Origin of the sequence: Burkholderia sp. BCC1988 (genome assembly GCF_905339895.1) — a bacterium.
Lineage (GTDB): Bacteria > Pseudomonadota > Gammaproteobacteria > Burkholderiales > Burkholderiaceae > Burkholderia.
Genome location: NZ_CAJPHA010000002.1, coordinates 248,684 through 270,724, shown reverse-complemented (window position 1 = coordinate 270,724; position 22,041 = coordinate 248,684). Strand labels below are relative to the sequence as shown.

Below are 22,041 nucleotides of genomic sequence, written 5' to 3'. Positions count from 1 at the left end.
CGTCATCGAGCCCTCGCCGCGAAACTCCCCATCAGCGGCACACAATATCGACCGCCAGGATCTCGTACCCCGGATCGGCGTTCTCGCTCGCCACCTTTTTCGCTTCTTCATACGAAAGAAAGGACATCGCTTCTTCGATTTCCGGTGCCATGCCGATGTCGCCGTCCTCGCCGGTACAGAGGAACTGAAGCCCGGTCTTCACGACATAGATGGTCGTCATGTCTCCCTCCATGGTGTGCATGGGGAACTTCCAGTCTAGCCTCCACGCTCCCTTATTCAACTCCGGCAATGCCGGCCGGCAGCCGCCCCCCGCCCCGCCCCCGATTACCTAGGTAATTGACACGTATGGACCTACGTAATTGGCGTCCCTACGATGTTTTCGACGCGAACCGAACCACACCTACGAAGAGGACACGACCATGACCACCCAGGACGTCGATACCAGCACGCTACGACGCGTGATCGCCGCAGCCTCGATCGGCAATTTCGTCGAGTGGTTCGATTTCGCCGCATACGGCTTTCTCGCCACCATCCTGACGCGCGAATTCTTTCCGAGCGGCGACCCCACGGTCGGTCTCCTGAAGACCTTCGCCGTCTTCGCGGTGGCCTTCGCATTCCGCCCGCTGGGCGGCCTGGTCTTCGGCGTCATCGGCGACCGGATCGGCCGCAAGCGCACGCTTGCGCTGACGATCCTGATGATGGCCGGCTCGACCACATTGATCGGCCTGCTCCCGACCTACGCGAGCATCGGCTACTGGGCCCCGTTGCTGCTCACGATCATCCGCTGCGTCCAGGGGTTCTCGGCAGGCGGCGAATACGCCGGCGCATGCGCGTACGTGATGGAACACGCACCGCGCCGCCGCCGCGCGTTCTTCGGCAGCTTCGTGCCGGTGTCGACCTTCTCGTCGTTCGCCTGCGCGGCCGTGGTCGCCTATCTGCTCGAATCGTCATTGTCGTCGCAGGCGATGGTCGAATGGGGCTGGCGCGTGCCGTTCCTGATCGCGGCACCGGTCGGCCTCATCGGCGTGTACCTGCGCGTCAACCTGAATGAAACGCCCGCGTTCCAGGCGCTCGAAGGCAAGCACGACATCGCGCATGCGCCGCTGATGGAAACGCTGCGTTCGCAGTCGCTGAATATCCTGAAGCTCGGTGCGTTCGTGTCCGTGACGGCGCTGTCGTTCTACACGTTCACGACGTATTTCGCGACCTACCTTCAAGTGGCCGGGCACCTGTCTCGCGGCACGTCGCTCCTGGTGACGGTGCTCGCCCTCTTCTTCGCCGCGGCCCTGTGCCCGGTCGCCGGCTTCTTCTCCGATCTCGTCGGCCGCCGCGCGACGATCGCCACGACCGGCCTCTTCATCATCGTGTCGGTTTATCCGGCGTTCTCGCTGGGCGGCTCGGGCGTGCTGTCGCAATCGCTGGCCGGCGTCGCGCTGCTTGCGATCGGCGCGGTGTTCTCGGGCGTCGTGACGGCACCGCTGATGTCGGAAGTGTTCGCGACGAAAACGCGCTATACCGCATCGGCGATCACGTACAACCTCGCGTACACGATCTTCGGCGGTACCGCACCGCTCGTCGCCACGTGGCTGATCTCGGCGACGGGGACCAACCTGTCGCCCGCTTATTACCTGATCGCCGTGTCGATCCTGGCGATGATCGGCGGCCTGTCCCTGCCGGAAACGTCGAAGACGGCGCTCGAAGATGCAGGTCCGGCAACCGCGAGAACCGGCCAGTCCGCGAAGCGCGGCGTCGAAGGCGCGGTTTGAGTACACGCCCCGCTCATGCAAACGGGGCCGACTAAACCAACGCATGGAGAAACACCATGACGAGCCTTCACGACACCAGCATCATCATCGACGGCCTGAACATCTCCCGCTTCGAGCGATCGGTGTTCGAAGACATGCGCAAGGGCGGCGTCACGGCCGTCAACTGCACGGTCTCCGTGTGGGAAGACTTCCAGAAGACGATCGACAACATCGCGGAGATGAAGCAGCAGATCCGCGAATACAGTGAAATCCTCACGCTGGTGCGCACGACGGACGACATCCTGCGCGCGAAGAAGGAGAACAAGACCGGCATCATCCTCGGCTTCCAGAACTCATATGCGTTCGAGGACAACCTCGGCTATATCGAAGTGTTCAAGGAACTCGGCGTGAATGTGGTGCAGCTCTGCTACAACACGCAGAACCTCGTCGGCACGGGTTCCTATGAACCGGATGGCGGGTTGTCCGGCTACGGCCGCGAAGTGATCCAGGAGATGAACCGCGTCGGCATCATGGTGGATCTCTCGCACGTCGGCGCGAAAACCTCGTCCGACGCGATCGCCTGTTCGAAGAAGCCGGTCACCTACTCGCACTGCTGCCCGTCCGCGCTGAAGGAACATCCGCGCAACAAGACGGACGAGCAACTGCGCGAGATCGCGGAGGCGAACGGCTTCGTGGGCGTCACGATGTTCATGCCGTTCCTGCGACGCGGCGCCGACGCGACCATCGACGATTACCTCGAAGCGATCGAATACGTGATCGACGTGATCGGCGAGGACAAGGTCGGAATCGGCACGGACTTCACGCAGGGCTACAGCACCGAGTTCTTCGACTGGATCACGCACGACAAGGGCCGCTATCGCCGCCTGACGGACTTCGGCAAGGTCGTCAATCCGGAAGGCATCCGCACGATCGGCGAATTCCCGAACCTGACGGCCGCGATGCAACGCGCCGGCTGGAGCGAGTCGCGCATCAGGAAGGTGATGGGCGAGAACTGGCTGCGGGTGTTCGGCGAAGTCTGGAACGGTTGATCGCACGACACGAACCCGCCACGCACCCGCCATGCAGCCACAATTGCCGATCGACGTCGATCCGGACACCGGTGTCTGGACCACCGACGCGCTGCCGATGCTGTACGTGCCGCGCCATTTCTTCACGAACAATCATGTCGCCGTGGAAGAGGCGCTCGGCCGCGAAGCCTACGCGTCGATTCTCTACAAGGCCGGCTACAAGTCGGCCTATCACTGGTGCGACAAGGAGGCGAAGCAGCACGGCATCGCCGGCATGGCCGTGTTCGAACATTATCTGAAGCGGCTGTCGCAGCGCGGCTGGGGCGTGTTCAGCATTGCCGAAGCCGATCCGGCGACGTCGCACGCGCGCATCCATCTGCATCACTCGTCCTTCGTGCTGGCCCAGCCCGACAAGCACGGCAAGCTCTGCTACATGTTCGCGGGCTGGTTCGCCGGCGCAATGGACTGGGTCAACGACACCGCGCCCGACACGGCGAGCAGGGGCCCGCGTGCGCATTCGGCCGAACTCCGGTGCGCGGGCGAAGGGCACGACTGCTGCGTCTTTCACGTCGGTTGAATGTGCTGCAAGCGCTACGGCTACAATCCGACAGGAGCGAACCTGCCCGATAGCCTGGGTCCGAACACGGTTCGGAGCCGCCGACCCGATGCCGAACATGACCGACACGATGCCAAGCCTCGACTACGAAGATCTCTTCAGGCATCTTCCCGTCGCCGCGATCGTGGCGAAAGAGCGCATCATGATCGACTGCAACGAGAAGGCGCTGCAACTGTTCAGGGCGACCCGCGACGACATCATCGACCAGTCGTTCGCGAAGCTGTATCCGCAGCAGAAGGACTTCGCGACGACCGGCCGTCGCCTCGCGCCGCTGCTCGCGAAGCGTGCGGGGTTCAGCGACGATCGCATCATGCGCCGCGTCGACGGCAGCCATTTCTGGGTCACCGTGTGCGGCTTCGGCTACAACCCGAAGCGGCCTTTCGAGCTGGCCGTCTGGACCTTCACCGACCTGTCGGGCGACGCGAAGCATCCCGACGTCGCCAGCACGCTGACCGATCGCGAGCGCGACGTCGCGGCATTCCTGGTTCACGGGCTCACCAGCAAGGAAATCGGCAAGGAGCTGAACATCAGCCCGCGCACGGTCGATATTCATCGTGCAAGCTTGCTGCGGAAGTACGAGGTGCGCACGACGCACGATCTGATCGCTTGCTTGCTGGCCTGAGTCGCTCGCGCCGGAACGACGCGTCCGGCCCCCCGCTCCGATAAAAAAAGGTTCATCGCAGGAAACCGTGTCGCCTTGCATACAGGTGTCGCCCGCGCAAAATGCCAAGATCGTTGCCGACTTGCGTCAGTGGCTGGAACGAACTCTACACCGTCACCGTACTAAACGCGGGGAGCAGGTCACCACGCGAAACGAATGAACGCGACGAAGCCACGCGCTGTACGTCGACGCCTGACGAAAGCACAACTTCTCCCGCTACCGACTCGGGATGTGCAGCGCTTGTCGCTCAAGCATCACCGGGCACTAGCTACGCTCCTAACGCGTCGTACCGACGTCGATTCGATAGCGACGTTTTGAATGTGGTGTATCTCGCCTTCTTTCCTCGAGATCCAGACGACGTCGATCTGTCTCGCTATCGTGAAGCAGGAGATGTTCTGAACGCCATCGTCGCTCGCATGCAAAGGGGGGAGTGTGGGCGACCGAGCGAGCATGAGCGGATCGCGCTTGAGCGGGTTGTGATCGAGCACGATGCACAAATGGCGGCCGTAGCGAAATCCCGATTGGTCGACGCATGATCGCGGCTGACACACGTCATTAAGCTCGGCAGCGCCTCTCCGATCCCCGTTGCTGAATAGCGCGACCTCCCTTTCAGACTCGTTCAAGCCGGTAGCCATGGGCATAGATGGACGAAGGCCGATAGTCATCAGCGTCCGGGCCATTGGCCCTACGTGGCCGGTTGTAGAACCGCAGTCCTTCACCTTTTCATATGTACCAGCGCGGCATTGCAGCATGTATCAACGGCGAAATCGATTGAGCTTGTGCTCGACGAGGGAGCTATTGTGAAATGTCAAGGATTGCAAAGTACCCGTCGATTTCATTGCACCTATCTTACGTAGTGCTATACCTTATCAAAGAGAGGGTGCCGCGAATTACCCTCTTTCATTTTAGAAATAACAACTTCTTAATTCGAATTGGGGTGAGCAATTTCTGTCTTACTGCCATGGCGTTAGATCTGTCGTACCGGTGATGAAGTTGATGTCGGTCGACGATTCGTCGATCGAGAATAATAATTACGGGAGACCACATGCAAAATGGCTGGGGCCGATACTATCCAGGGGTCTAATACCCCGACGTTCGATCAAATTATCGTTCGTATTTTCATGCAACCGTCTGGCGCAAGACAAATTTCACTTCCATTATGATGGTTGAATGAACCATTCAGGGTCCAATATATGAAAACGTTGATTTCGCTTTTTGCAATTTCAATTCTGGCAAGCACCACAGCCTGTACGCAAATGCCGTCAAGCAGTGGTAATCAAATGGATAAATTTTCACCGAGCTATGTTAGGCAACACATTGTTGTAGGAAAAACCACGAAGGCCGATGTAGTTGCGCTATATGGAGATTCAAATTCCAAGCAAACGAAAGATGATGGCAGAGAAACTTGGTATTACAATGAAAGTACCGCATCGACTCCAAATGTAATGGAACGCATGGGAGGGATGCTTAGTGGAATTACTTCCGGTTTATCTCAAATGGGCTTATCTACGGCTCAAAATACAGTGGGCGCCGTTAGCGATCAAGTTAATGGCGCAAATAGAAGGGTTAACGGTGCCAAGACAGTCGCGACTTCCGCTCAGGATGGAAAGGCAGCGAAAGAAAATGGATATGCGCGCCAGTTGTTCATTGACTTTAGCAATAAAGGCATTGTTACTCATTGGTGGAATTAAAATCCGTTAACGATGGTCTAAAAATTTCCACCAAACAAAGGGCGACAGAGGAAATCCGATGAGGCCTGCCGATTGTTGACGATAGCCAGATGCCGACTGACCGGTTTTATGCCTCATCTGTGGTGTAGATGTTGTAGCTGGGTCGGAAGACATCGGATCATCAAATGCAACGCCATCGGAACCAGCACTCCGTCGTCCACAATTCCGACGAATGGAACCGCGAAATTGAAAGGATTGGTCGGCGATAGCCGCACGCTGTCGCTCTACCTGAAGCCGGTCAGCAAGGTCATGTACTGCGAGCAATGTGGTGCGCGTTGCCAGCAGATTCATGAAACGACCGTACGGCGGGTACGTGATCTGCCGTTGTTCGAGTACCGGGTGGTGCTGCACGTGCCCCGACGCCGGGTCTGGTGCGAGCGCTGCGGTGGGCCGACGCTGGAGAAGCTTGACTGGCCGGGCCGCTACCAGCGGGTGACAGAGCGATTCGCCAAGGCCTGCGAGAAGCTGCTGCAAGCGGCTAGCGTGCAGGCGGTAGCCGCCTTCTACGACCTGGGCTGGCATACGCTTACGGGTACCGCGACGAGGCGTACGTCTTCCTCAAGATCCGCGCCGCGTTCCCCGGTAATCTGCGATGAACCAAAAAAAAGCCCGGCAAAGCCGGGCCAATCAGATTGAGACACAAGGAGAATCCCGCCCACCCCACACCGGGCGGTCACGCCGCGCTACACGACGTTCTTTTCGACGATCGGCCGGTTTTCGAGCACCCGCTCCCAGCCGAGCGACGACAGGTCGAGCGATTCATATCGCCCGCCCAGGATCAGTTCACTCACCCCACGCCCGGTTGCGGGCCCTTGCTGCAGCCCGTGCCCGCTATACCCGTTCGCGAACACGACGTTGTCGAGCTCGGGGTGATACCCGATGATCGCGTTGTGATCGAACACGTTGTACTCGTAGTACCCGGACCAGCAGTTCTCCACGCGCAGCGCCTCGAACTCCGGCACGCGATTCGCGAGCGTCGGCCAGATCACCTCGTCGAACAGGTCGTGATCGACCTCGTCGAGCGGCAGGTCGTCGGGGTCGCGATCGGGGCTCGGCGACGTCCCGCAGATGTACGTGCGCCCTTCCGGCCGGAAATACACGCCCGTCGGATCGATCAGCAGCGGGCAATCGGTGAGCTTCGCCGGCGACGACACATTGAAGATGCTGCGACGCCGCGCGTACACGGGAATGTCGATGCCCATCATCGACGACAGCGTGCGCGTCCACGCACCGGCCGCGTTGACGAGCGTGTCGCATGCGTAGCGCTCGCCGTCGTTCGTCACCACGTGCGTGATCTTGCGACCATCGCGCACGACGCCGGTCACATCGGCCGGCACATACCGCGCGCCGAGCGCCTGCGCCTTCTTGCGCAGCGCCTGCACGAGCCCGTAACCGTCGAACCACCCTTCGCCGCTCGCGCCATAGGCGCCCGACACGAGATCGTCGACGTTCAGCCAGGGAAACTTCGCGCGCAGCGCGTCGCGATCCATCAACCGGATATCGGCGCCGAGCTTCGTCTGCAGCGCGTGGTTCTCGCGCAGCGTCGCGTCACCAGCCGGCGTCGCGAGAAACAGGTAGCCGCCTTCATGCAGATCGATCGACGGCCGCGTGCCGTCGACTTCGAGCCGCTCGCCGATCGTGCGCAGGAAGTCGATCCCGAACAGCGACATCTCGATCGACAGCGGCGTCGAGAACTGCTGGCGAATCGACGCGGCCGACAGCGCCGACGACGATTTCGCATAGGTGGGATCGCGTTCGATGACGGTGACGGACACCGTCGGATCGGTAGCACGCAGGAAATAGGCGATCGAGCTGCCGATCACACCACCGCCGACGATGACGACTTGAGAACTCACGACTGACTCCAGTTGCACGTGAAAGGCGCGGCCGGCCGGCCGCGCCCGAAGGTTGTTCGTGCCGCGTCGCGCGCGGCGCCGTGCGCGGCAGACCGTGACCACCCGGCGAATCGCCCCGACATGCGCCGCGATCGGATCCGATCGCTCTGGCTATTTCAGCACGTCCGGGCTCGCCGCGAAAGTCCGCGCGCGTTCGGGTAATTCAGGTACTCAGTCCGCCGTTTGCGTGGTGACGGGCTGCCATGCGGCGTTCTTCACTTCATACAGCGTCGAACTCGGGTTCTTCAGGTCGCCCGTGTTCGTGAACGCGATCGTGCCGGTGATGCCATCGTAGCGCGTGCCCTTCAGCGCGCCGTTGAAATCGGCCGGCTTCGTCGAGTTCGCCTTCTGCATCGCGTTGATCGCGATCCACGTCGCGTCGTACGCGAACGGCGCATACGCGAGCATGTCGACGCCGTACTTCTGCTTGAATTTCGTTTCGAACTGCTTGCCCTTCGCGAGACGCAACAGCGGCTGCCCGTATTCCCACACGGACGCGCCTTCGGCCGCATTGCCCGCGAGCTTGATGAAGTTCGCGTTCATCACGCCGCCGCCGGCCAGGAACTGCGCGCGGATGCCGAGCTGGCGCATGCGCTTGACCAGCATCGCGGACTGCGCGTCGAGGCCGCCGAAGAACACCAGGTCGGCATTCGTGCTCTTGATCTTCGTGAGCTGCGCGCTGAAGTCGACGGCCTTGTCGTTCGTGAATTCGCGCGCGACGATCGTGCCGCCGTTCGCCTTCGCGGCCTTCTCGAATTCGTCGGCTTCGCCCTGGCCAAACGCGGTGCGGTCGTCGATGATCGCGATGCGCTTCGCCTTGGTCACGCTCGCCGCATACGCACCGGCATTGCCGGCGTTCTGCGCGTCGGTCGCGATCACGCGGTACACGGTGCCGAGCCCGGCGCGCGTGATGTCGGGATTGGTCGCCGACGGCGTGATCATCGGAATGCCGGCCTTCGCATAGATCTTCGACGCGGGCAGCGTCGTGCCCGAATTGAAGTGGCCGACCACGACGGCCACCTGCGCGTCGGTCAACTGCTGCGCGGCCTGCACGCCGATGCGCGGATCGCTCTGGTCGTCCTGCGACGCGACGACGAACTTCACCGGCTTGCCGCCGATCGTCGGGTGCGCGGCGTTCGCCTCGTCGACGGCCATGCGCACGCCGTTCTCGATGTCCTTGCCATACGCGGCGCCGCCGCCGGTCAGCGGCACGGCGACGCCGACCTTGACGACGGTTTCCTGCGCGTGGGCCGCGCCCGTCTGGAACGCGAGAATCGCAGCGGTCAATGCAATGCCGGAAAGCGAACGAATGCGGAACGTCATCGGCCAATCCTTCTTCTGTAGGTCGGGATGCGACGCGCGACCATCGCGCGCCGGCGACCTCTCGCGTGCCGGTGATTTTTTCGGTCGCCGGAAGCGTCGTCGCGCAAGGGCGCATCGCCTGCCGGTCGATCACCGCGGTTCCGTCTCCGGGGAACCTGTCAGCGCGAAAGAGGTGAACCGATTGTGGGTAGCCAATACGCGTGCAGCAAACGAAATATCGGAACTATGTTGTGAGGAATTGTCATCAAGTGCCCGTGCCACCGATCCGCGGCCCGCGCGACGGCGGCCTGGAAGCAAACGCATCGAGCGGGATGCGCGCACGTACCGTTGCCCCAAGGCCGCGTCGGGTCATGCCGATGGAGAATCATCGCCGTGCCACACGGCGGCAACGCAGCGCACCTCGCGCGATTCGATCAATGGCGCCCGGTGCCGCTCAATGCCGGTCGGTGCCCGTCTGCTTGCGCACCGCATCGGCCGCCTCGCCGGCCTGCTCCTGACGCTTGCCGGCCTGCTGCTCCGCCACGCCTTCCGCTTCCGTCTCGCGGTCGCCCGTCACCTTGCCGAGCGCTTCCTTGACCGAACCCTTCACCTGTTTGAGCTTGCCTTCGATGCGATTCCTGTCCATGGTCGTCTCCTGCGATGAGTTGGGGAGAGAGACGACGGCACGGCAGCCCGCGCCGCACCGCCGAGTGGACAGGATCGCAGCCGCGCGCGGCGCGCGGCAGATGCGGATGCACCAGCCTGCATGGTGCATTCGCACCGATGGCCCGACGGCCGGCGTCAGTTCTTGCCGTCCTTGTCGGCAGCTTTCTCGCCGCGCGCACCGTTCGCGTCGGACGTGCCGACAATCCCGCGCTCGCGCGCCCACACGATCGCCTCGCCGCGGCTATGCACGTCGAGCTTCGCGTAGATCGTCGCGACGTGATTGCGGACCGTGTTCGGCGCGAGCCCGAGACGGCCGGCGATCTCCTTGTCGGCGAGGCCGTGACACAGCAGGTCGAACACGTCGCGCTCGCGCGCGGTGAGGTCCGACAGCTGCGCGCCCGCGTCCGGCGCATTCGCGCGCCGCACGTTCGCCAGTTTTTCGATCAGCGTGCGGCTGAACCACGACGCATCCTGCATCGCGGTCTCGATCGCATAGACGAGTTCCATCTCGGTGCGCTTGCGATCGCTGATGTCGAGCAGCGCGATCAGCAGGCAATCCTGCCCGTGAATCGCGACCGGCTCGGCCGACACGACGCAATCGCGCACGTCGCCGTCGCGCGTCCGGATCTGCACATCTGCGTTGCGCACGTTGCCGTCGCGCGCGAGCTGCGTGTCGATGCACTGCCGTGCGCCGCGTTCGGCCCACAGGCCGATCTCGTCCGCGGACTTGCCGAGCAGGTCGTCGCGCGCATGGCCGGCCATCCCGACGAACGCGTCGTTCACGTCGAGCAGCACGAAACCGTCGGCCGTGACGATCGCGGTCGCGACCGGCGCCATCCGGAACGCCTTCGCGAAGCGCTCCTCGCTCTGCCGCAGCGCGAGCTCGGCCTGCTTGCGCGGCTCGAGATCCATGAACGTGAACAGCATGCACGGCTCGCCGTTCATGTCGATCGGCTGCCCGGCGACCACCACCGCCTTCGTGCCGCCGTCCGCGCGCTTGAGCACGGCCTCCATCTGCGGGATCGTCGCGCCCTCGCCCAGCCGCTCGATCGCGAGTTCGCGCCGCTCGGCCTGTTCGAGCACGTCGAGTTCGTAGACGGAGCGGCCGAGCACGTCGTCGCGCGCATGGCCCGTCATCTCGAGGAAGCCTTGATTGACCTTCACGTAGCGCAGGTCGTCGAGTCGGCAGATCACGGCCGGCGCCGGGTTCGCGTTGAAGGTGCGCTCGAAGCGGTCCTCGGCGCTCGCCCATTCGGTCGCATCGTGCAGCACGAGCGCGAGACAGTCGGGCTCGCCGGCCGCGTTCGTCAGCACGAGGCTGCGGATCCGGTGGACCCAGCTCACGTTCGCGTCGGCGGCCGATTCGACTTCGACCGTCACGTCGCTGAACTCCTCGCCCGCGATCACGCGGTCCATCGGATAGTGGCCGTCGCGCACCGGACGGTTGTTCCGGTAGCGCAGCCGGAAGCGCTCGCGATACTCGGTGACGTCCGCGCCGAGCGCGTCGAGCTCGGTCACGCCGTGCATCGCGAGCGCGGCCTCGTTCGCCCATACGATGCGCTGGTCGGGTTCGATGAGGATCACGCCCTCGGTGAGCCCCGCGATGATCTGATGCAACTGGCGCCGGTCGGTATGCGACTTGAGCACCTGTTCGTTGACTCGTTCGTCCATTGATCGGTGGTCCACGTGGTCGATATTGTTGCCGGGCGGGTCGCCGCCGCGCCGATAAGCGCCGATAAGCGCCGATAAGCGCCGATAAGCCCCGACATGCGCGGGCCGGCGCGCGCCGCGATGATCGCGTGCGGTCGACGCGGTCGAGAGGCACGGATGCACCCTGCGCAATAGTACATTCGCATGCCGCGCCGCCTGCGTGCGCCGTCCCGCCAAGCGGCGCGCGGCGCGCCTCCCGCGCCTGTGGTCCCGCATCGCGCGTGTCACGACGCATTTCCCGTTCCCGCTTCCCCGTTCCGTCCCCGTGCAAACGCACTAGCCGATCCGGTGAATTTGCGCGATGCCCGCGTGCGTTCGCGCCGGTACGCTGGTACTGCATCGGCGCTCACGCGCTGCCCTTCCATACCGCAGAGGAGGACCAACTGATGAAGCTGCATCAGACACCCGATCCGACGCGGCCCGAGCCGGCTCCGGACAATCCGCCCGAACCGTCGCCCGGCACCGATCCGCCGGTGCCGCTGCCGCCCGACGTGCCGCGCCCGGACATGCCGCCGCGCGAGCCCGGCTACGACACGCCGATCGCGCAATGACGCGCGGCGCGCCTGCACCGACTCGCCCATCCATCACGTCAATCGAAGGAGCACATCCCATGAACAAGACCTCGAACCTGTCGGCGTTGCTCGCCGTCAGCGCGGCGTTCCTGCTTTGCGCCGCCCCGCTCACGAACGCACAGGCATCGTCGTCCGACGAAGGCATGAAGACGGAATCGAACCAGCCCGTGACCGACACGTGGATCACGACCAAGGTGAAGAGCGAACTCGCGACCACCGAGGGCGTGAAGAGTACGCACATCAGCGTGAAGACGGTCGACGGCGTCGTCACGTTGACGGGCGTGCTGCCGTCGAGGATCGCGGTGAAGAAGGCCGTCGCCGCGACGCGCTCGATCAAGGGCGTGAAGCACGTCGACGCAGCCGGCCTGAAGGCGAAGGCCTGAGCTATCACGCGGCCGCGTGCCGCACTTTTTTCTCCCCTTATGACAGGAGCGCATCATGAACGAGGACAAGATCAAGGGTCAATGGAAGCAGCTGACCGGCAAGATGAAGGCGAAGTGGGGCAAGCTGACCGACGATGACCTGAAGGTCGCCGAAGGCAACCGCGACTACCTCTCCGGCAGGATCCAGGAGCGTTACGGGATTGCGCGCGACGAAGCCGAGAAGCAGTTGAAGGAATTCGATCGCGAGCTGTAACGCGCCGGTCGTCTCACCCCGCCGCGACGCATCCCGCGTCGCGGCCATGAAGAGGACAACGACATGGGCAAGTATCTGATCGCCTGGCTGCTCGGCGTACCGATCGGCGTGCTGCTGCTGTTCTATCTGGTGACGCACCTGTTCTGACGATCGCGGCGCCCATTGAACGCAAACGGGCCGGTGGCTATGCTCAGCCACCGGCCCGTTTTTTTCGTGCGGCGTCGCGCTTACTTCGCCGCGTTCGCCGTCATCTTGAAGATGCCCTGCGCGTTGCCCGCATCGAAACGCAGGTCCGTCACCCAGCGGCGCGCCGCCTGGTCGAACGTGCGACGCCGCGTGATGAACTCGTAGAACGAGCCCGGCACGTTGCGCTTCACCGTGCCGCCGTCGCGCGTGCGGAACTCGCGCTCGACGATGTCCGCGCGATACGCGGTCTGGAACACACGGCCCGAACGCGAGCGCTCGACTTCCGGCTTCATCGGCCGCCCCTTCGCCTTCTCGTCGTCGGACAGCTTGAACACGTCGGCCACGCGATCGGTCGCATGGTTGAACGCGTTGCCTTCGGTCGCGATCCACGCCATCTCGGCCGATTCGAGCAGCAGCGTTTCGTAGTCGAGTTCGTTCGGCAGGTCGTGCTGGCGCGCGAACGCACCGACGATCTCGGGCAGCAGCGCGTGCGCGGCGTCGAGCGACAGCCAGCCTTCGCGCTCGATCTCCCACAGGAGCGCGACGGCCGCCGGCGACAGCGGATCGCGCGACGAACTCACGACGTTCGTCACGGCCTGCTGGAATTCCTTCGAGAAGCGCTCCGGATGCAGTTCGCTGACGAAGAACTGCGCGATCTCGTCCGGCGCGTCTTCGTGCGCATACGCGCGGCCGGTCATGCCGAGCTTGTCGAGCGGATAGCGGCCGTTCAGGCGAAAGCCGAGCGGACGCAGGATGCGCGTGAACGCGGCTTCGCCCGGCGGCAGCGCGCCCGTGTGCGGCCAGCGCACCGTGCGCAGCGCGCCGTGGTCGAAGTAGACCGAGCCGCCGTTTTCGATGGCATCGGCCGTGTACGCGCGGCCGTTCGCCGAACGTTCGAGCAGCCCTTCGAACAGCGCCATGTTCATCGCCTGCGCGATTTCCGCGCGCGTGACGACGTCGGTTTCCCATTCGTCGAGGATGGCCGGCATGTTCAGGGTCGCGAACAGGGCGTCGGTCTTCGCCTGTCCCAGCAGCTTGGTCAGCAAGCTCTCGATATTCGGATTGCGCATCAGGATTCTCGTGTTCGGGGGACCGCCGGCAAACGTGCCGGCAACTCGATTGGCCGGCCGCCCAGCGGGCGCCTGGCCTTGCGTGGGATGCATTATTCAAAGGGTTGCAGCGGGGCGTAAAGCGAGATTAAATTGACACGTGATGAGTTTTTGGAATTATTCGCGGTCCCCACACGCGTCCGACGGCCCGCCGCGGGCCGGTCCGTTCGTCAGACAAAACGAGCATCATGCGCAAATTCAAGATCCCCAACATGGGTGCGCTCGTGGCTTTCGAAGCCGCGGCGCGCCACGAGAGCTTCACGCACGCGGCCAAGGAGCTGTTCCTGACCGAAAGCGCGGTATCGCGGCAGATCGCGACGCTCGAGGCGAGCCTCGGCGTGCGACTGTTCGCGCGCGTGAAGCAGCGCGTCGTCCTGACGCGCGCCGGCAAGCTGTACGGCACGCAGGTGCGGCGCGCGCTGGAGGCGCTCGACCGCGACACGCTGTCGATCATCGCGCACGGCAGCGGCGGCGGCTACCTGGAACTCGCGGTGCTGCCGACCTTCGCGTCGCACTGGCTGATTCCTCGCATCAAGAGCTTCTACGACCGCACGCCGGACGTGCGCGTGAACATGGGCAGCCGCACCGACCTGTTCTCGTTCGAGGACACCCACTTCGAAGCCGCGATCCACTACGGCAAGCCGACCTGGCCCGGCACGTCGTCCGACTACCTGTTCGGCGAGGAAGTCGTGCCGATCTGCTCGCCGGCGCTGCTCGACGGGCCGGTCGAACGCGTGGAGGACCTGCTCGCGTATCCGCTGCTGCACTCGACCACGCGTCCCGGCGCGTGGGCGCAGTGGTTCGAGACGCACGGCGTCGAGGACATCCGCACGATGCAGGGCGTGCGCTACGAGCTGCACACGATGCTGATCAGCGCGGCCGCGGCCGGGCTCGGCGTCGCGCTGGTGCCGAAGTTCTTCGTCGAGGAACAGTTGCAGCAGCTCGGCCTCGTCGTGCCGTGCGACGCGGCGACGGTCGGCGATTCGGCGTACTACCTCGTGTATCCGACGGAGTTCAGCCACAGCAAGCCGCTGGAATCGTTTCGGGCGTGGTTGCTGGAACAGGCGAGCGCGTATGCGGCGCCGGGGCGGGACAGGGAGGACGATGACATGGATGCGGAGGACGACGAAGACGTCGAGTGATCGCGTCGCGTCACCGGAGGTCCGGTGCGCGCCGAGCCGGGCAACCCCGACCCGGCGCTCCGGGCAGCCGACCTCGCTTCGGCAGCGCGGCGGACCTTCTCTCGTTTCTTCACTGCGTCTGTTTTCTCTCAGGTTCCGGGCAATTTTTTCTTCGCCGCGCCGGGTCATTATCCACTCAATGCGGCCGAAGTGAAACGTTTGCGCATGCACCGAGCGGCTTATACCCGCCATTCGGACACAATCCTTCAAATTGTTTACGCGTGGTGCGATGGCATTCGGCAAATCTTGCAATCGGCTCGGCGTTCCTTTTTAATGGAACTGGTTCCATTCCGCGTTTCGGCCATGCCGACACGTGACGTCCCGTCGTCCGCGCGTCATCATGCCGATTCAGGATCGAGGATCGTTCAGCTCAGGATTCCGCATCGCCCGTCCTTACCGGACACCCCCGTCAAACGAGACCGTCATGCCCGATTCCGCTTCCCTGCAGCAGCTGTTTCCCGCCTATCAGGACATCCCCGCCGAGTTCCGGCTCGCAGCACCGATCCACCAGCGCGTGTCGCTGGTCGACGGCGAGTTGCGTCCGTGGGACGGCACGACCAAGACCGTGCTGTCGCCCGTGTGCGTGCGCCAGCCGGACGGCAGCGTCGCGCAGATGGAGATCGGCAGCTATCCGGTGATGGGCGAGACGGAAAGCGACGCGGCGCTCGACGCCGCGGTGCGCGCGTACGACTCGGGCCGCGGCGAGTGGCCGACGATGAAGGTCGAGCAGCGCATCGCCTGCATGCAGGACTTCATCAAGCGGATGGTCGCGCAGCGCGAGCTGGTCGTGAACCTGATCATGTGGGAGATCGGCAAGAGCCTCGCCGATTCGCAGAAGGAGTTCGACCGCACCGTCACGTACATGACGCAGACGATCGACGCGCTGAAGGAGCTCGACAACGCGAACTCGCGCTTCGTGATCGCGGAAGGCACGATCGGCCAGATCCGCCGCACGCCGCTCGGCGTCGTGCTGTGCATGGGCCCGTACAACTATCCGCTGAACGAGACCTTCGCGACGCTGATCCCCGCGCTGCTGATGGGCAACACGGTGGTGTTCAAGCCGCCTCAGTACGGCACGCTGCTGTTCGAGCCGCTGCTCGAAGCGTTCCGCGACGCGTTCCCGAAAGGCGTGATCAACACGATCTACGCACCGGGCGCGGTGGTCGTGCCGCACATGCTCGCGTCGGGCAAGATCAACGTGCTCGCGCTGATCGGTTCGAGCAAGGTCGCCGATCACCTGAAGAAGCAGCACCCGAAGTCGCACCGGCTGCGCGCGATCCTCGGCCTCGACGCGAAGAACGCGGCGATCGTGCTGCCCGACGCCGATCTCGACCTCACCGTGAAGGAGTGCCTGCTCGGCGCGCTGTCGTTCAACGGCCAGCGCTGTACTGCGCTGAAGATGCTGCTCGTGCACCGCTCGATCGTCGACGAATTCCTGAAGCGCTTCACCGCCGCGCTCGAACAGCTGAAGATCGGCATGCCGTGGGAGAAAGGCGTCAGCATCACGCCGCTGCCGGGCATGCATCGCACCGCGTACATGACCGACGCGATCGACGACGCGAAGGCCAAGGGCGCGCAGGTCGTCAACCACTCGGGCGGCGAGTTCAGCAAGACGCTGTTCTACCCGGCCGTCGTGTATCCGGTGTCCGAAGGGATGAAGCTGTATCGCGAGGAGCAGTTCGGGCCGATCATTCCGGTCGCGCCGTTCGACGACGTGGAAACCGCGCTCGATTACGTGACGACCTCGGAGCACGGGCAGCAGGTCAGCATCTTCGGTTCCGATCCGGCGCAGATCGGCGCGCTCGTCGATCCGCTCGTGAACCAGGTGTGCCGCGTGAACATCAACTGCCAGTGCCAGCGCGGGCCGGACGTGTTCCCGTTCGCCGGGCGCAAGGATTCGGCGGAAGGCACGCTGTCGGTGAGCGACGCGCTGCGCGCGTTCTCGATCCGCTCGATGGTCGCGGCGAAGCAGACCGACGGCAGCAAGCAGCTGCTCGATTCGATCGTGTCGGATCACTACTCGAAGTTCATCAATACCGGCTTCATCTTCTGAAGCGCTGAAGCCGGGACGGCGCGATCGACGATCCGCCGCGTGTGTGCGCGGCGGATCGTCTGTTTTCGGATTCGGGGATTCGCGGTTCCGGGATTCGGGTTCCGGTGACCGCGGCGGGTTCGCTCACACGTTGGACGCGAGCAGCCGGACCCCGGCGAGCCCGAACACCACCGCGAGACACGCGTCCATCATGCGGCGGCCGCGCACGTACAGCCGGCGCGCGCCGTCCGTCGAGAACACCAGCGCATAACCGCCGAACACCGCGCAGCCGATCGCGAGGCAGCCCGGCACGACGGCGCCGTGCGACGCGCCCGCGCCGTTCGACGACAGCGCGACGATCGACACCCACACCAGGATCGCTTTCGGATTCGTCAGGTGCAGCATCGCGCCGCGCGCAAAGAAGCGCGACAGCGTCTGCTCGGGCGCAGCTTTCAGCGCGGCGCCCGCCTTCGCCGACCACGCGGTGCGGCCGGACTTGAACGCGAGCCACAGCAGATACACGCCGCCGAACAGCTTGATCGCGAGCAGCAGCTTCGACCATGCGAGCAGCGCCGCCGAAACGCCCAAAGCGGCCACCGTCGCCCAGCACATCGAACCGGAGATCACGCCGAGCGCGAACGCGAGCGCCGCCTTGCGGCCGTGGTTCGCGGCGACCGCCATGATCGCGAGATTGCTCGGGCCGGGGCTGGCCGTGCCGACGAAGTAAGCCGTGTAGGCCAGCAGCAGGTTGGCCGAGAAGAAGGCGTGGACGCTCATGTCGAACCTCGCGGGGATGATGCGGTGATTGTTCGCGAACCCGGCGCCGCTGCCCATGAACAGTTGTCGGGTTATTCGCTGGGCCAGTTGGAGGGCGCGCGTGACGCAGGTTGCACGTGCGTCCGGCGGGCCGCGAAAAAAACGTCTCGGATATGAAACATCCGGCGCATGCGACGCGCGCCTTCAACGCGCGGCGGGTGGCGTCGCGGCTCGCCGCACGAGACCGTCCCGAGGCCGCGGGGACGCCGCCGACGCCCATGCTCCGCGACCTTGCAGCGCTGCGTCGATCGACACACTCGACCGTTTTCAACCCGGCGTTACGTTACATCGCTGAAGCATTTCGTCCGTCCGGCCCCTGTCGCGCGGCCGCGCGCGATCGCGCGCGGCGGACGGGCGCCCTGCCCGATTTTCCGTGCAAGCCAGTCCCGGCGGGACGCGATGACCGCTGCCGCGCCCCGCGTCAACAGTGCTCAACAATCGGATCGAGGGCTGGTACGGAACCTGCATTCGCATTGCAGTGACAGCCGCGCCGACGATCGGCGCGAACACGAACCCGGATCGGGACCGTCCCCGGATACGCCCGAACGATCCACGCAAGCTGCGAGGCACATCATGGATGCGCTGCCCAATTCGTCCGATACGTCGTTCCAGATCTTCCTCGCGAAACTGCTCGAACAGCCGCAGCCCGAATGGACTGAAAAGCAGCAGATGGAACTCGAGATGGCGCGCACGCTGTCGACCCGGATGGTCAGCTACGCGGAAGCCATGCGCGGCGGCAGCGCGGATCTCGCGCACTGCCTCGTACTGCTGCGCTACGCGAAGGTCCTCGACTTCATGCTGACGTCGCTCGCCGCGCACCGCGACATTCATCCGCAGACGCTGCGCACGCTGTTCCGGCTCGCGAACCTGAAGGTCGACGACGCGTATCCGGTGTGAGCGAGCCTCGGGCAGCCCGACGCGCCGCGTGCGCGGCTAGCGCGCCGCCCGCCCCGCCATCCACTTGCGGTACCGCCGCGTCTGGCACTGCGCGGCGAGTTGCTGCGACAGCAGCGCGCGCAGCGGCGACACGCCCGGATGCGTACGCCGCCCGACGCTCAACCGTGCGAGCTGGAACTTCACGACGGCCATGTTCGCCAGCGCGCCCAGCGCCTTGTTCTTCCACCGGATCGGCTGCAGCGCCGGCGCGCTGTCCTTGCCGGCCTGCCAGTCGCGCGGCAGGTTCGGCTCGATCGACAGCGCGGTCGCGATGCCGACCATCGCCACGCCGCTCGCGACCACCTGCTCGGCCACCGCGCGACGCCGGATCCCGCCCGTAACCATCAGCGGCATCGCCGCGACCGCCGTGATGTCCCGTGCGAATTCGAGGAAATACGCTTCGCGTGCCAGCGTGCGTCCGTCGCGCGCCTCGCCCTGCATCGCCGGCACTTCGTAGCTGCCGCCTGACAGTTCGACGAGATCGACGCCCAGCGGATTCAGCAGTTCGACGACGCGCTTCGCATCGTCCGCGCTGAAGCCGCCGCGCTGGAAATCGGCCGAATTCAGCTTGACCGACACGACGAACGCCGGCGATACCGTCGCACGCACCGCGCGCACGATGTCGAGCAGCAGCCGCGCGCGGTGCTCGATGCTGCCGCCCCACGCATCCTGCCGGCGGTTCGTCAGCGGCGACAGGAACTGGCTCAGCAGGTAACCGTGCGCCGCGTGGATCTGCACGCCGGTGAAGCCGCTTTGCTCGGCAAGCTGCGCGGCGCGCACGAAGCGCTGCTGCACGTCGGCGATGTCGGCTTCCGTCATCTCCTTCGGCACCGGAAACTGCTTCGACAGCGCGCCGAGCGCGAGCGGCACGGCCGACGGCGCGAGCGTCGTCTGGCCGAGCGCCGCCTGCATCTGGCGCCCCGGATGGTTGATCTGCATCCACACGTGCGCGCCGCCGGAGCGCGCGACCTGCGCCCATCGCCGGAAGCGGTCGAGATGTGCGTCGCCGTCGAGCACGACGCCGTTCGGCCCCGTCATCGCGCGGCCGTCCACCATCACGTTGCCGGTCAGGATCAGGCCCGCCCGGCCGTCGGCCCACGCCTGGTACAGGCGCAGCAACGCGTCGGACGGCGCGTGATCCGCATCGGCCATGTTCTCTTCCATCGCGGCCTTCGCGAGCCGGTTCGGGATCACCGCACCATTGGGCAGCGTGAGGGGCGCAAACAGGTTCATGGTGGACTTCCTCGATTGACGATGCCCAACCATAACTTTAAAGTCAGCTTCAAGGTCAAGCCCCTCTGGAGCACGAGCATGAAAATCGGCGAGCTGGCGCGCACCAGCGGCATCGCGGCGTCGCGCATCCGGTTCTACGAAGCGAGCGGCCTGCTCGAACCGGCGCGCCGGCAGGCGAACGGCTATCGCGAATACGGGCCGGAAGCGCTGACGCGGCTCGCGATCATCGACCGCGCGCAGCGCGCGGGCTTTGCGCTCGACGAGATTCGCGCGGTGCTGCCGCCCGATCTCGGCGCATGGCCGCGCGACGAACTGCTGGAGGCGTTGCGGCACAAGGTCGACGAAATCGCGTTGCTCGAGCAGCGGCTCGCGCAGAACCGGCGCAACCTGCAGACGCTGATCGACGAGATCGCGAACAAGCCGGCCGGCGAGGATTGCGCGGGCGCCGCGCAACGCATGCTCGACAAGCTGTGCAAGGAGGAAGCCGAGTCGGTGCCGGCGCCTGCGCCGATGGCGCACGCTCGGCCGATGCGCAAGCGCGCGTAGGCGCGGCGAGCGCACGCGTGCGCCGGGTCTTGCGGTGTGGTTCACGCGGGGCGGCCCGCGCGCACGGCTGCGCGGATTTGCTTACGTCGCAGGTAATCGACGCGCGCCGCGTGCGCATCGATCATGGCTTCACCGATCAACGACGAACGATCGACGATCGACGCATCGCATCGACACCCCGGAGCCTGCCATGACCGCCTACGCCATCGCCCACCTGCACGACGTTCACATGTGCGACGACATCGTCGAATACCTCGAACGCATCGACGGCACGCTCGCGCCGTTCGACGGCCGTTTCGTCATTCACGGCGCGCGGCCCGACGTGCGCGAAGGCGAGTGGCGCGGCGACCTGATCGCGATCGCATTTCCCGATCTCGATACGGCGAGCGCGTGGTACGAATCGGACGCGTACCGGCAGATCCAGCCGCTGCGCGCGCGGCACGCGAGCGGCCCGTTGATCCTGATCGACGGCGTGGACGAGCGGCACAAGGCGACCGACATCCTGCGCTGATCGACGTGCGCGAGCCGGCCTCGCTTACTTCGCGTTGCGCTCCAGCGGCTCGCCGACGACGAACCCGCCGCCCTGGAAGCGCTGCGCGGGATCGTCGTACTCGGCGCTCGGCGCCGTCACCGGGAACAGCCCGGCGAACTGCTCGGAACTGTCCTGCGGCCGGAAGCCGAGGAAGCCGGCCTTCGTGTTGTCCCACCACTTCACCGGGTTGTCCGACACGCCGTAGACGATCGCGTGGCCGACGCGGTTCGTCAGCAGCGAGCAGCGCACGAGCTCGATGAAGTCGCGATAGCTGAGGAACGTCACGAGCATGCGCGGGTTCTTCGGCACTTCGAACGACGAGCCGATCCGCAGGCACACCGTCTCGATCCCGAAGCGGTCGAAGTAGTAGCGCGACAGCGACTCGCCGAAGCACTTCGTCACGCCATACAGGCTGTCCGGACGCTGCGGCGAATCGGCATCGAGCACTTCCGTGACCGGATGGAACCCGATCGCATGGTTCGAGCTCGCGAACACGACGCGCTTCACGCCGTGCTTGCGCGCGGCTTCGTACAGGTTGTACGTGCCGGTGATGTTCGCATCGACGAGATCGTCGAACGGCGCGTCGACCGAAATGCCGCCGAGGTGGACGATCGCGTCGACGCCGTCGACGAGTTCCATCACCGCCGGCCGGTCGGCCAGGTCGACGACGCGGGTTTCTTCGTGCGGGGCGGCGTCGCCCAGCGCGGCGATGTCGCTCACGCGCACGACGTCGGCCCAGTTCGCCAGCGCGCCGCGCACCTGACGGCCGAGATTGCCGGCCGCGCCGGTCAGCAGCAGACGCCCGAACGGCTTGCGTGCGCCGGTGGATGTGGCGTTCATCGAATCTCCTTGAATCTGTTCTGAGGTGTCCTGGACGTTGCCCGAAACCGGCGGAGCCGGCAAACGATC

General features: G+C 64.8%; 21 protein-coding genes and 2 pseudogenes. 14 read left to right on the top strand and 9 right to left on the bottom strand.

From position 1 onward, the window contains the following. Positions 1–31 precede the first annotated feature (31 nt). The gene (locus U4012_RS04115; protein ID WP_059819600.1) at positions 32–220 is read right to left on the bottom strand and encodes a hypothetical protein; all 189 of its coding nucleotides are present in this window, start codon (positions 218–220) and stop codon (positions 32–34) included. A 199-nt stretch (positions 221–419) separates the two neighbouring features. Here U4012_RS04115 and U4012_RS04110 point away from each other — a divergent pair, with 199 nt between their 5' ends. From U4012_RS04110 to U4012_RS04085, 6 genes and pseudogenes are all read left to right on the top strand, one after another. Next, complete coding sequence (locus U4012_RS04110) at positions 420–1,766, top strand: MFS transporter (RefSeq protein WP_044849019.1); 1,347 nt, start codon at positions 420–422, stop codon at positions 1,764–1,766. A 56-nt stretch (positions 1,767–1,822) separates the two neighbouring features. Further along, positions 1,823–2,794: a dipeptidase gene (locus U4012_RS04105; RefSeq protein ID WP_321796396.1), complete on the top strand. Its 972-nt coding sequence runs from the start codon at positions 1,823–1,825 to the stop codon at positions 2,792–2,794. A 31-nt stretch (positions 2,795–2,825) separates the two neighbouring features. Beyond that, positions 2,826–3,050, top strand: a pseudogene (locus tag U4012_RS35880) (DUF5943 domain-containing protein); the annotation flags it as partial. 388 nt (positions 3,051–3,438) lie between these two features. Further along, entirely contained in the window at positions 3,439–4,011 is a 573-nt protein-coding gene (locus U4012_RS04095; RefSeq protein WP_052664858.1) for a PAS and helix-turn-helix domain-containing protein, read from the top strand. 1,232 nt (positions 4,012–5,243) lie between these two features. Next, the gene (locus U4012_RS04090; protein ID WP_321796392.1) at positions 5,244–5,741 is read left to right on the top strand and encodes a hypothetical protein; all 498 of its coding nucleotides are present in this window, start codon (positions 5,244–5,246) and stop codon (positions 5,739–5,741) included. Between the two features lie 240 nt (positions 5,742–5,981). Continuing rightward, positions 5,982–6,308: pseudogene (locus tag U4012_RS04085) on the top strand (helix-turn-helix domain-containing protein); the annotation flags it as partial. A 155-nt stretch (positions 6,309–6,463) separates the two neighbouring features. Here the strand turns inward: U4012_RS04085 and U4012_RS04080 are convergent. The 4 genes from U4012_RS04080 to U4012_RS04065 all read right to left on the bottom strand — a co-directional run bounded on the left by U4012_RS04080 (position 6,464) and on the right by U4012_RS04065 (position 11,314). Continuing rightward, complete coding sequence (locus U4012_RS04080; RefSeq protein WP_124489279.1) at positions 6,464–7,636, bottom strand: NAD(P)/FAD-dependent oxidoreductase; 1,173 nt, start codon at positions 7,634–7,636, stop codon at positions 6,464–6,466. Between the two features lie 210 nt (positions 7,637–7,846). After that, positions 7,847–8,998 (bottom strand): branched-chain amino acid ABC transporter substrate-binding protein, encoded by a 1,152-nt coding sequence (locus U4012_RS04075; RefSeq protein ID WP_321796389.1) that lies wholly within the window; start codon positions 8,996–8,998, stop codon positions 7,847–7,849. A gap of 433 nt (positions 8,999–9,431) precedes the next feature. After that, positions 9,432–9,623: a CsbD family protein gene (locus U4012_RS04070; RefSeq protein ID WP_124530190.1), complete on the bottom strand. Its 192-nt coding sequence runs from the start codon at positions 9,621–9,623 to the stop codon at positions 9,432–9,434. Positions 9,624–9,778: 155 nt separating this feature from the next. Continuing rightward, complete coding sequence (locus tag U4012_RS04065) at positions 9,779–11,314, bottom strand: helix-turn-helix transcriptional regulator (protein ID WP_321796385.1); 1,536 nt, start codon at positions 11,312–11,314, stop codon at positions 9,779–9,781. Positions 11,315–11,739: 425 nt separating this feature from the next. Between U4012_RS04065 and U4012_RS04060 the strand changes: the two genes are divergently transcribed. The 3 genes from U4012_RS04060 to U4012_RS04050 are packed head-to-tail and all read left to right on the top strand — an operon-like array spanning position 11,740 to position 12,561. Continuing rightward, the gene (locus U4012_RS04060) at positions 11,740–11,904 is read left to right on the top strand and encodes a hypothetical protein (RefSeq protein ID WP_321796383.1); all 165 of its coding nucleotides are present in this window, start codon (positions 11,740–11,742) and stop codon (positions 11,902–11,904) included. A 59-nt stretch (positions 11,905–11,963) separates the two neighbouring features. Next, positions 11,964–12,308, top strand: coding sequence for a BON domain-containing protein (locus tag U4012_RS04055; RefSeq protein WP_044849024.1), 345 nt, complete (start codon positions 11,964–11,966; stop codon positions 12,306–12,308). A gap of 55 nt (positions 12,309–12,363) precedes the next feature. Continuing rightward, entirely contained in the window at positions 12,364–12,561 is a 198-nt protein-coding gene (locus tag U4012_RS04050) for a CsbD family protein (protein ID WP_044849025.1), read from the top strand. 227 nt (positions 12,562–12,788) lie between these two features. On the opposite strand, the gene U4012_RS04045 is transcribed toward U4012_RS04050, so the two are convergent. Next, complete coding sequence (locus tag U4012_RS04045) at positions 12,789–13,817, bottom strand: DUF1338 domain-containing protein (RefSeq protein ID WP_124489273.1); 1,029 nt, start codon at positions 13,815–13,817, stop codon at positions 12,789–12,791. Positions 13,818–14,044: 227 nt separating this feature from the next. On the opposite strand from U4012_RS04045, the gene U4012_RS04040 reads away from it, so the two are divergent. Then, positions 14,045–14,998 carry a LysR family transcriptional regulator gene (locus U4012_RS04040; RefSeq protein WP_044848360.1) on the top strand — a complete coding sequence of 318 codons (954 nt, stop codon included), beginning with the start codon at positions 14,045–14,047 and terminating at the stop codon, positions 14,996–14,998. A gap of 463 nt (positions 14,999–15,461) precedes the next feature. After that, the gene (locus U4012_RS04035) at positions 15,462–17,090 is read left to right on the top strand and encodes an NADP-dependent glyceraldehyde-3-phosphate dehydrogenase (protein WP_124571427.1); all 1,629 of its coding nucleotides are present in this window, start codon (positions 15,462–15,464) and stop codon (positions 17,088–17,090) included. Positions 17,091–17,213: 123 nt separating this feature from the next. On the opposite strand, the gene U4012_RS04030 is transcribed toward U4012_RS04035, so the two are convergent. Then, on the bottom strand, positions 17,214–17,846 hold the full coding sequence (locus U4012_RS04030; RefSeq protein WP_321796377.1) for a LysE family translocator: 633 nt from the start codon (positions 17,844–17,846) through the stop codon (positions 17,214–17,216). A 612-nt stretch (positions 17,847–18,458) separates the two neighbouring features. On the opposite strand from U4012_RS04030, the gene U4012_RS04025 reads away from it, so the two are divergent. Then, a complete protein-coding gene (locus U4012_RS04025; RefSeq protein ID WP_124489271.1) occupies positions 18,459–18,782 on the top strand; it encodes a DNA-binding protein in 324 nt (107 codons plus the stop codon). A gap of 36 nt (positions 18,783–18,818) precedes the next feature. Here U4012_RS04025 and U4012_RS04020 read toward each other — a convergent pair whose 3' ends face one another. Further along, a complete protein-coding gene (locus U4012_RS04020) occupies positions 18,819–20,054 on the bottom strand; it encodes an NADH:flavin oxidoreductase/NADH oxidase family protein (protein WP_321796374.1) in 1,236 nt (411 codons plus the stop codon). Positions 20,055–20,132: 78 nt separating this feature from the next. Here U4012_RS04020 and U4012_RS04015 point away from each other — a divergent pair, with 78 nt between their 5' ends. Together U4012_RS04015 and U4012_RS04010 are read left to right on the top strand one after the other, a co-directional pair. Then, entirely contained in the window at positions 20,133–20,600 is a 468-nt protein-coding gene (locus U4012_RS04015) for a MerR family transcriptional regulator (protein WP_321796372.1), read from the top strand. 190 nt (positions 20,601–20,790) lie between these two features. Next, complete coding sequence (locus U4012_RS04010) at positions 20,791–21,111, top strand: DUF1330 domain-containing protein (RefSeq protein WP_321796369.1); 321 nt, start codon at positions 20,791–20,793, stop codon at positions 21,109–21,111. A gap of 24 nt (positions 21,112–21,135) precedes the next feature. Here U4012_RS04010 and U4012_RS04005 read toward each other — a convergent pair whose 3' ends face one another. Further along, on the bottom strand, positions 21,136–21,972 hold the full coding sequence (locus U4012_RS04005; protein ID WP_321796367.1) for an NAD(P)-dependent oxidoreductase: 837 nt from the start codon (positions 21,970–21,972) through the stop codon (positions 21,136–21,138). Positions 21,973–22,041: the final 69 nt, after the last annotated feature.

Excerpts from the sequence above, each read along its gene's own strand:
- U4012_RS04025 (WP_124489271.1), top strand. The coding sequence starts at position 18,459 with ATGGATGCGCTGCCCAATTCGTCCGATACGTCGTTCCAGATCTTCCTC.
- U4012_RS04070 (WP_124530190.1), bottom strand. The coding sequence starts at position 9,623 with ATGGACAGGAATCGCATCGAAGGCAAGCTCAAACAGGTGAAGGGTTCG.
- U4012_RS04095 (WP_052664858.1), top strand. The coding sequence starts at position 3,439 with ATGCCGAACATGACCGACACGATGCCAAGCCTCGACTACGAAGATCTC.
- U4012_RS04020 (WP_321796374.1), bottom strand. The coding sequence starts at position 20,054 with ATGAACCTGTTTGCGCCCCTCACGCTGCCCAATGGTGCGGTGATCCCG.
- U4012_RS04035 (WP_124571427.1), top strand. The coding sequence starts at position 15,462 with ATGCCCGATTCCGCTTCCCTGCAGCAGCTGTTTCCCGCCTATCAGGAC.
- U4012_RS04015 (WP_321796372.1), top strand. The coding sequence starts at position 20,133 with ATGAAAATCGGCGAGCTGGCGCGCACCAGCGGCATCGCGGCGTCGCGC.
- U4012_RS04105 (WP_321796396.1), top strand. The coding sequence starts at position 1,823 with ATGACGAGCCTTCACGACACCAGCATCATCATCGACGGCCTGAACATC.
- U4012_RS04110 (WP_044849019.1), top strand. The coding sequence starts at position 420 with ATGACCACCCAGGACGTCGATACCAGCACGCTACGACGCGTGATCGCC.
- U4012_RS04010 (WP_321796369.1), top strand. The coding sequence starts at position 20,791 with ATGACCGCCTACGCCATCGCCCACCTGCACGACGTTCACATGTGCGAC.
- U4012_RS04055 (WP_044849024.1), top strand. The coding sequence starts at position 11,964 with ATGAACAAGACCTCGAACCTGTCGGCGTTGCTCGCCGTCAGCGCGGCG.
- U4012_RS04005 (WP_321796367.1), bottom strand. The coding sequence starts at position 21,972 with ATGAACGCCACATCCACCGGCGCACGCAAGCCGTTCGGGCGTCTGCTG.
- U4012_RS04050 (WP_044849025.1), top strand. The coding sequence starts at position 12,364 with ATGAACGAGGACAAGATCAAGGGTCAATGGAAGCAGCTGACCGGCAAG.
- U4012_RS04045 (WP_124489273.1), bottom strand. The coding sequence starts at position 13,817 with ATGCGCAATCCGAATATCGAGAGCTTGCTGACCAAGCTGCTGGGACAG.
- U4012_RS04075 (WP_321796389.1), bottom strand. The coding sequence starts at position 8,998 with ATGACGTTCCGCATTCGTTCGCTTTCCGGCATTGCATTGACCGCTGCG.
- U4012_RS04030 (WP_321796377.1), bottom strand. The coding sequence starts at position 17,846 with ATGAGCGTCCACGCCTTCTTCTCGGCCAACCTGCTGCTGGCCTACACG.
- U4012_RS04060 (WP_321796383.1), top strand. The coding sequence starts at position 11,740 with ATGAAGCTGCATCAGACACCCGATCCGACGCGGCCCGAGCCGGCTCCG.
- U4012_RS04115 (WP_059819600.1), bottom strand. The coding sequence starts at position 220 with ATGACGACCATCTATGTCGTGAAGACCGGGCTTCAGTTCCTCTGTACC.
- U4012_RS04090 (WP_321796392.1), top strand. The coding sequence starts at position 5,244 with ATGAAAACGTTGATTTCGCTTTTTGCAATTTCAATTCTGGCAAGCACC.
- U4012_RS04040 (WP_044848360.1), top strand. The coding sequence starts at position 14,045 with ATGCGCAAATTCAAGATCCCCAACATGGGTGCGCTCGTGGCTTTCGAA.
- U4012_RS04065 (WP_321796385.1), bottom strand. The coding sequence starts at position 11,314 with ATGGACGAACGAGTCAACGAACAGGTGCTCAAGTCGCATACCGACCGG.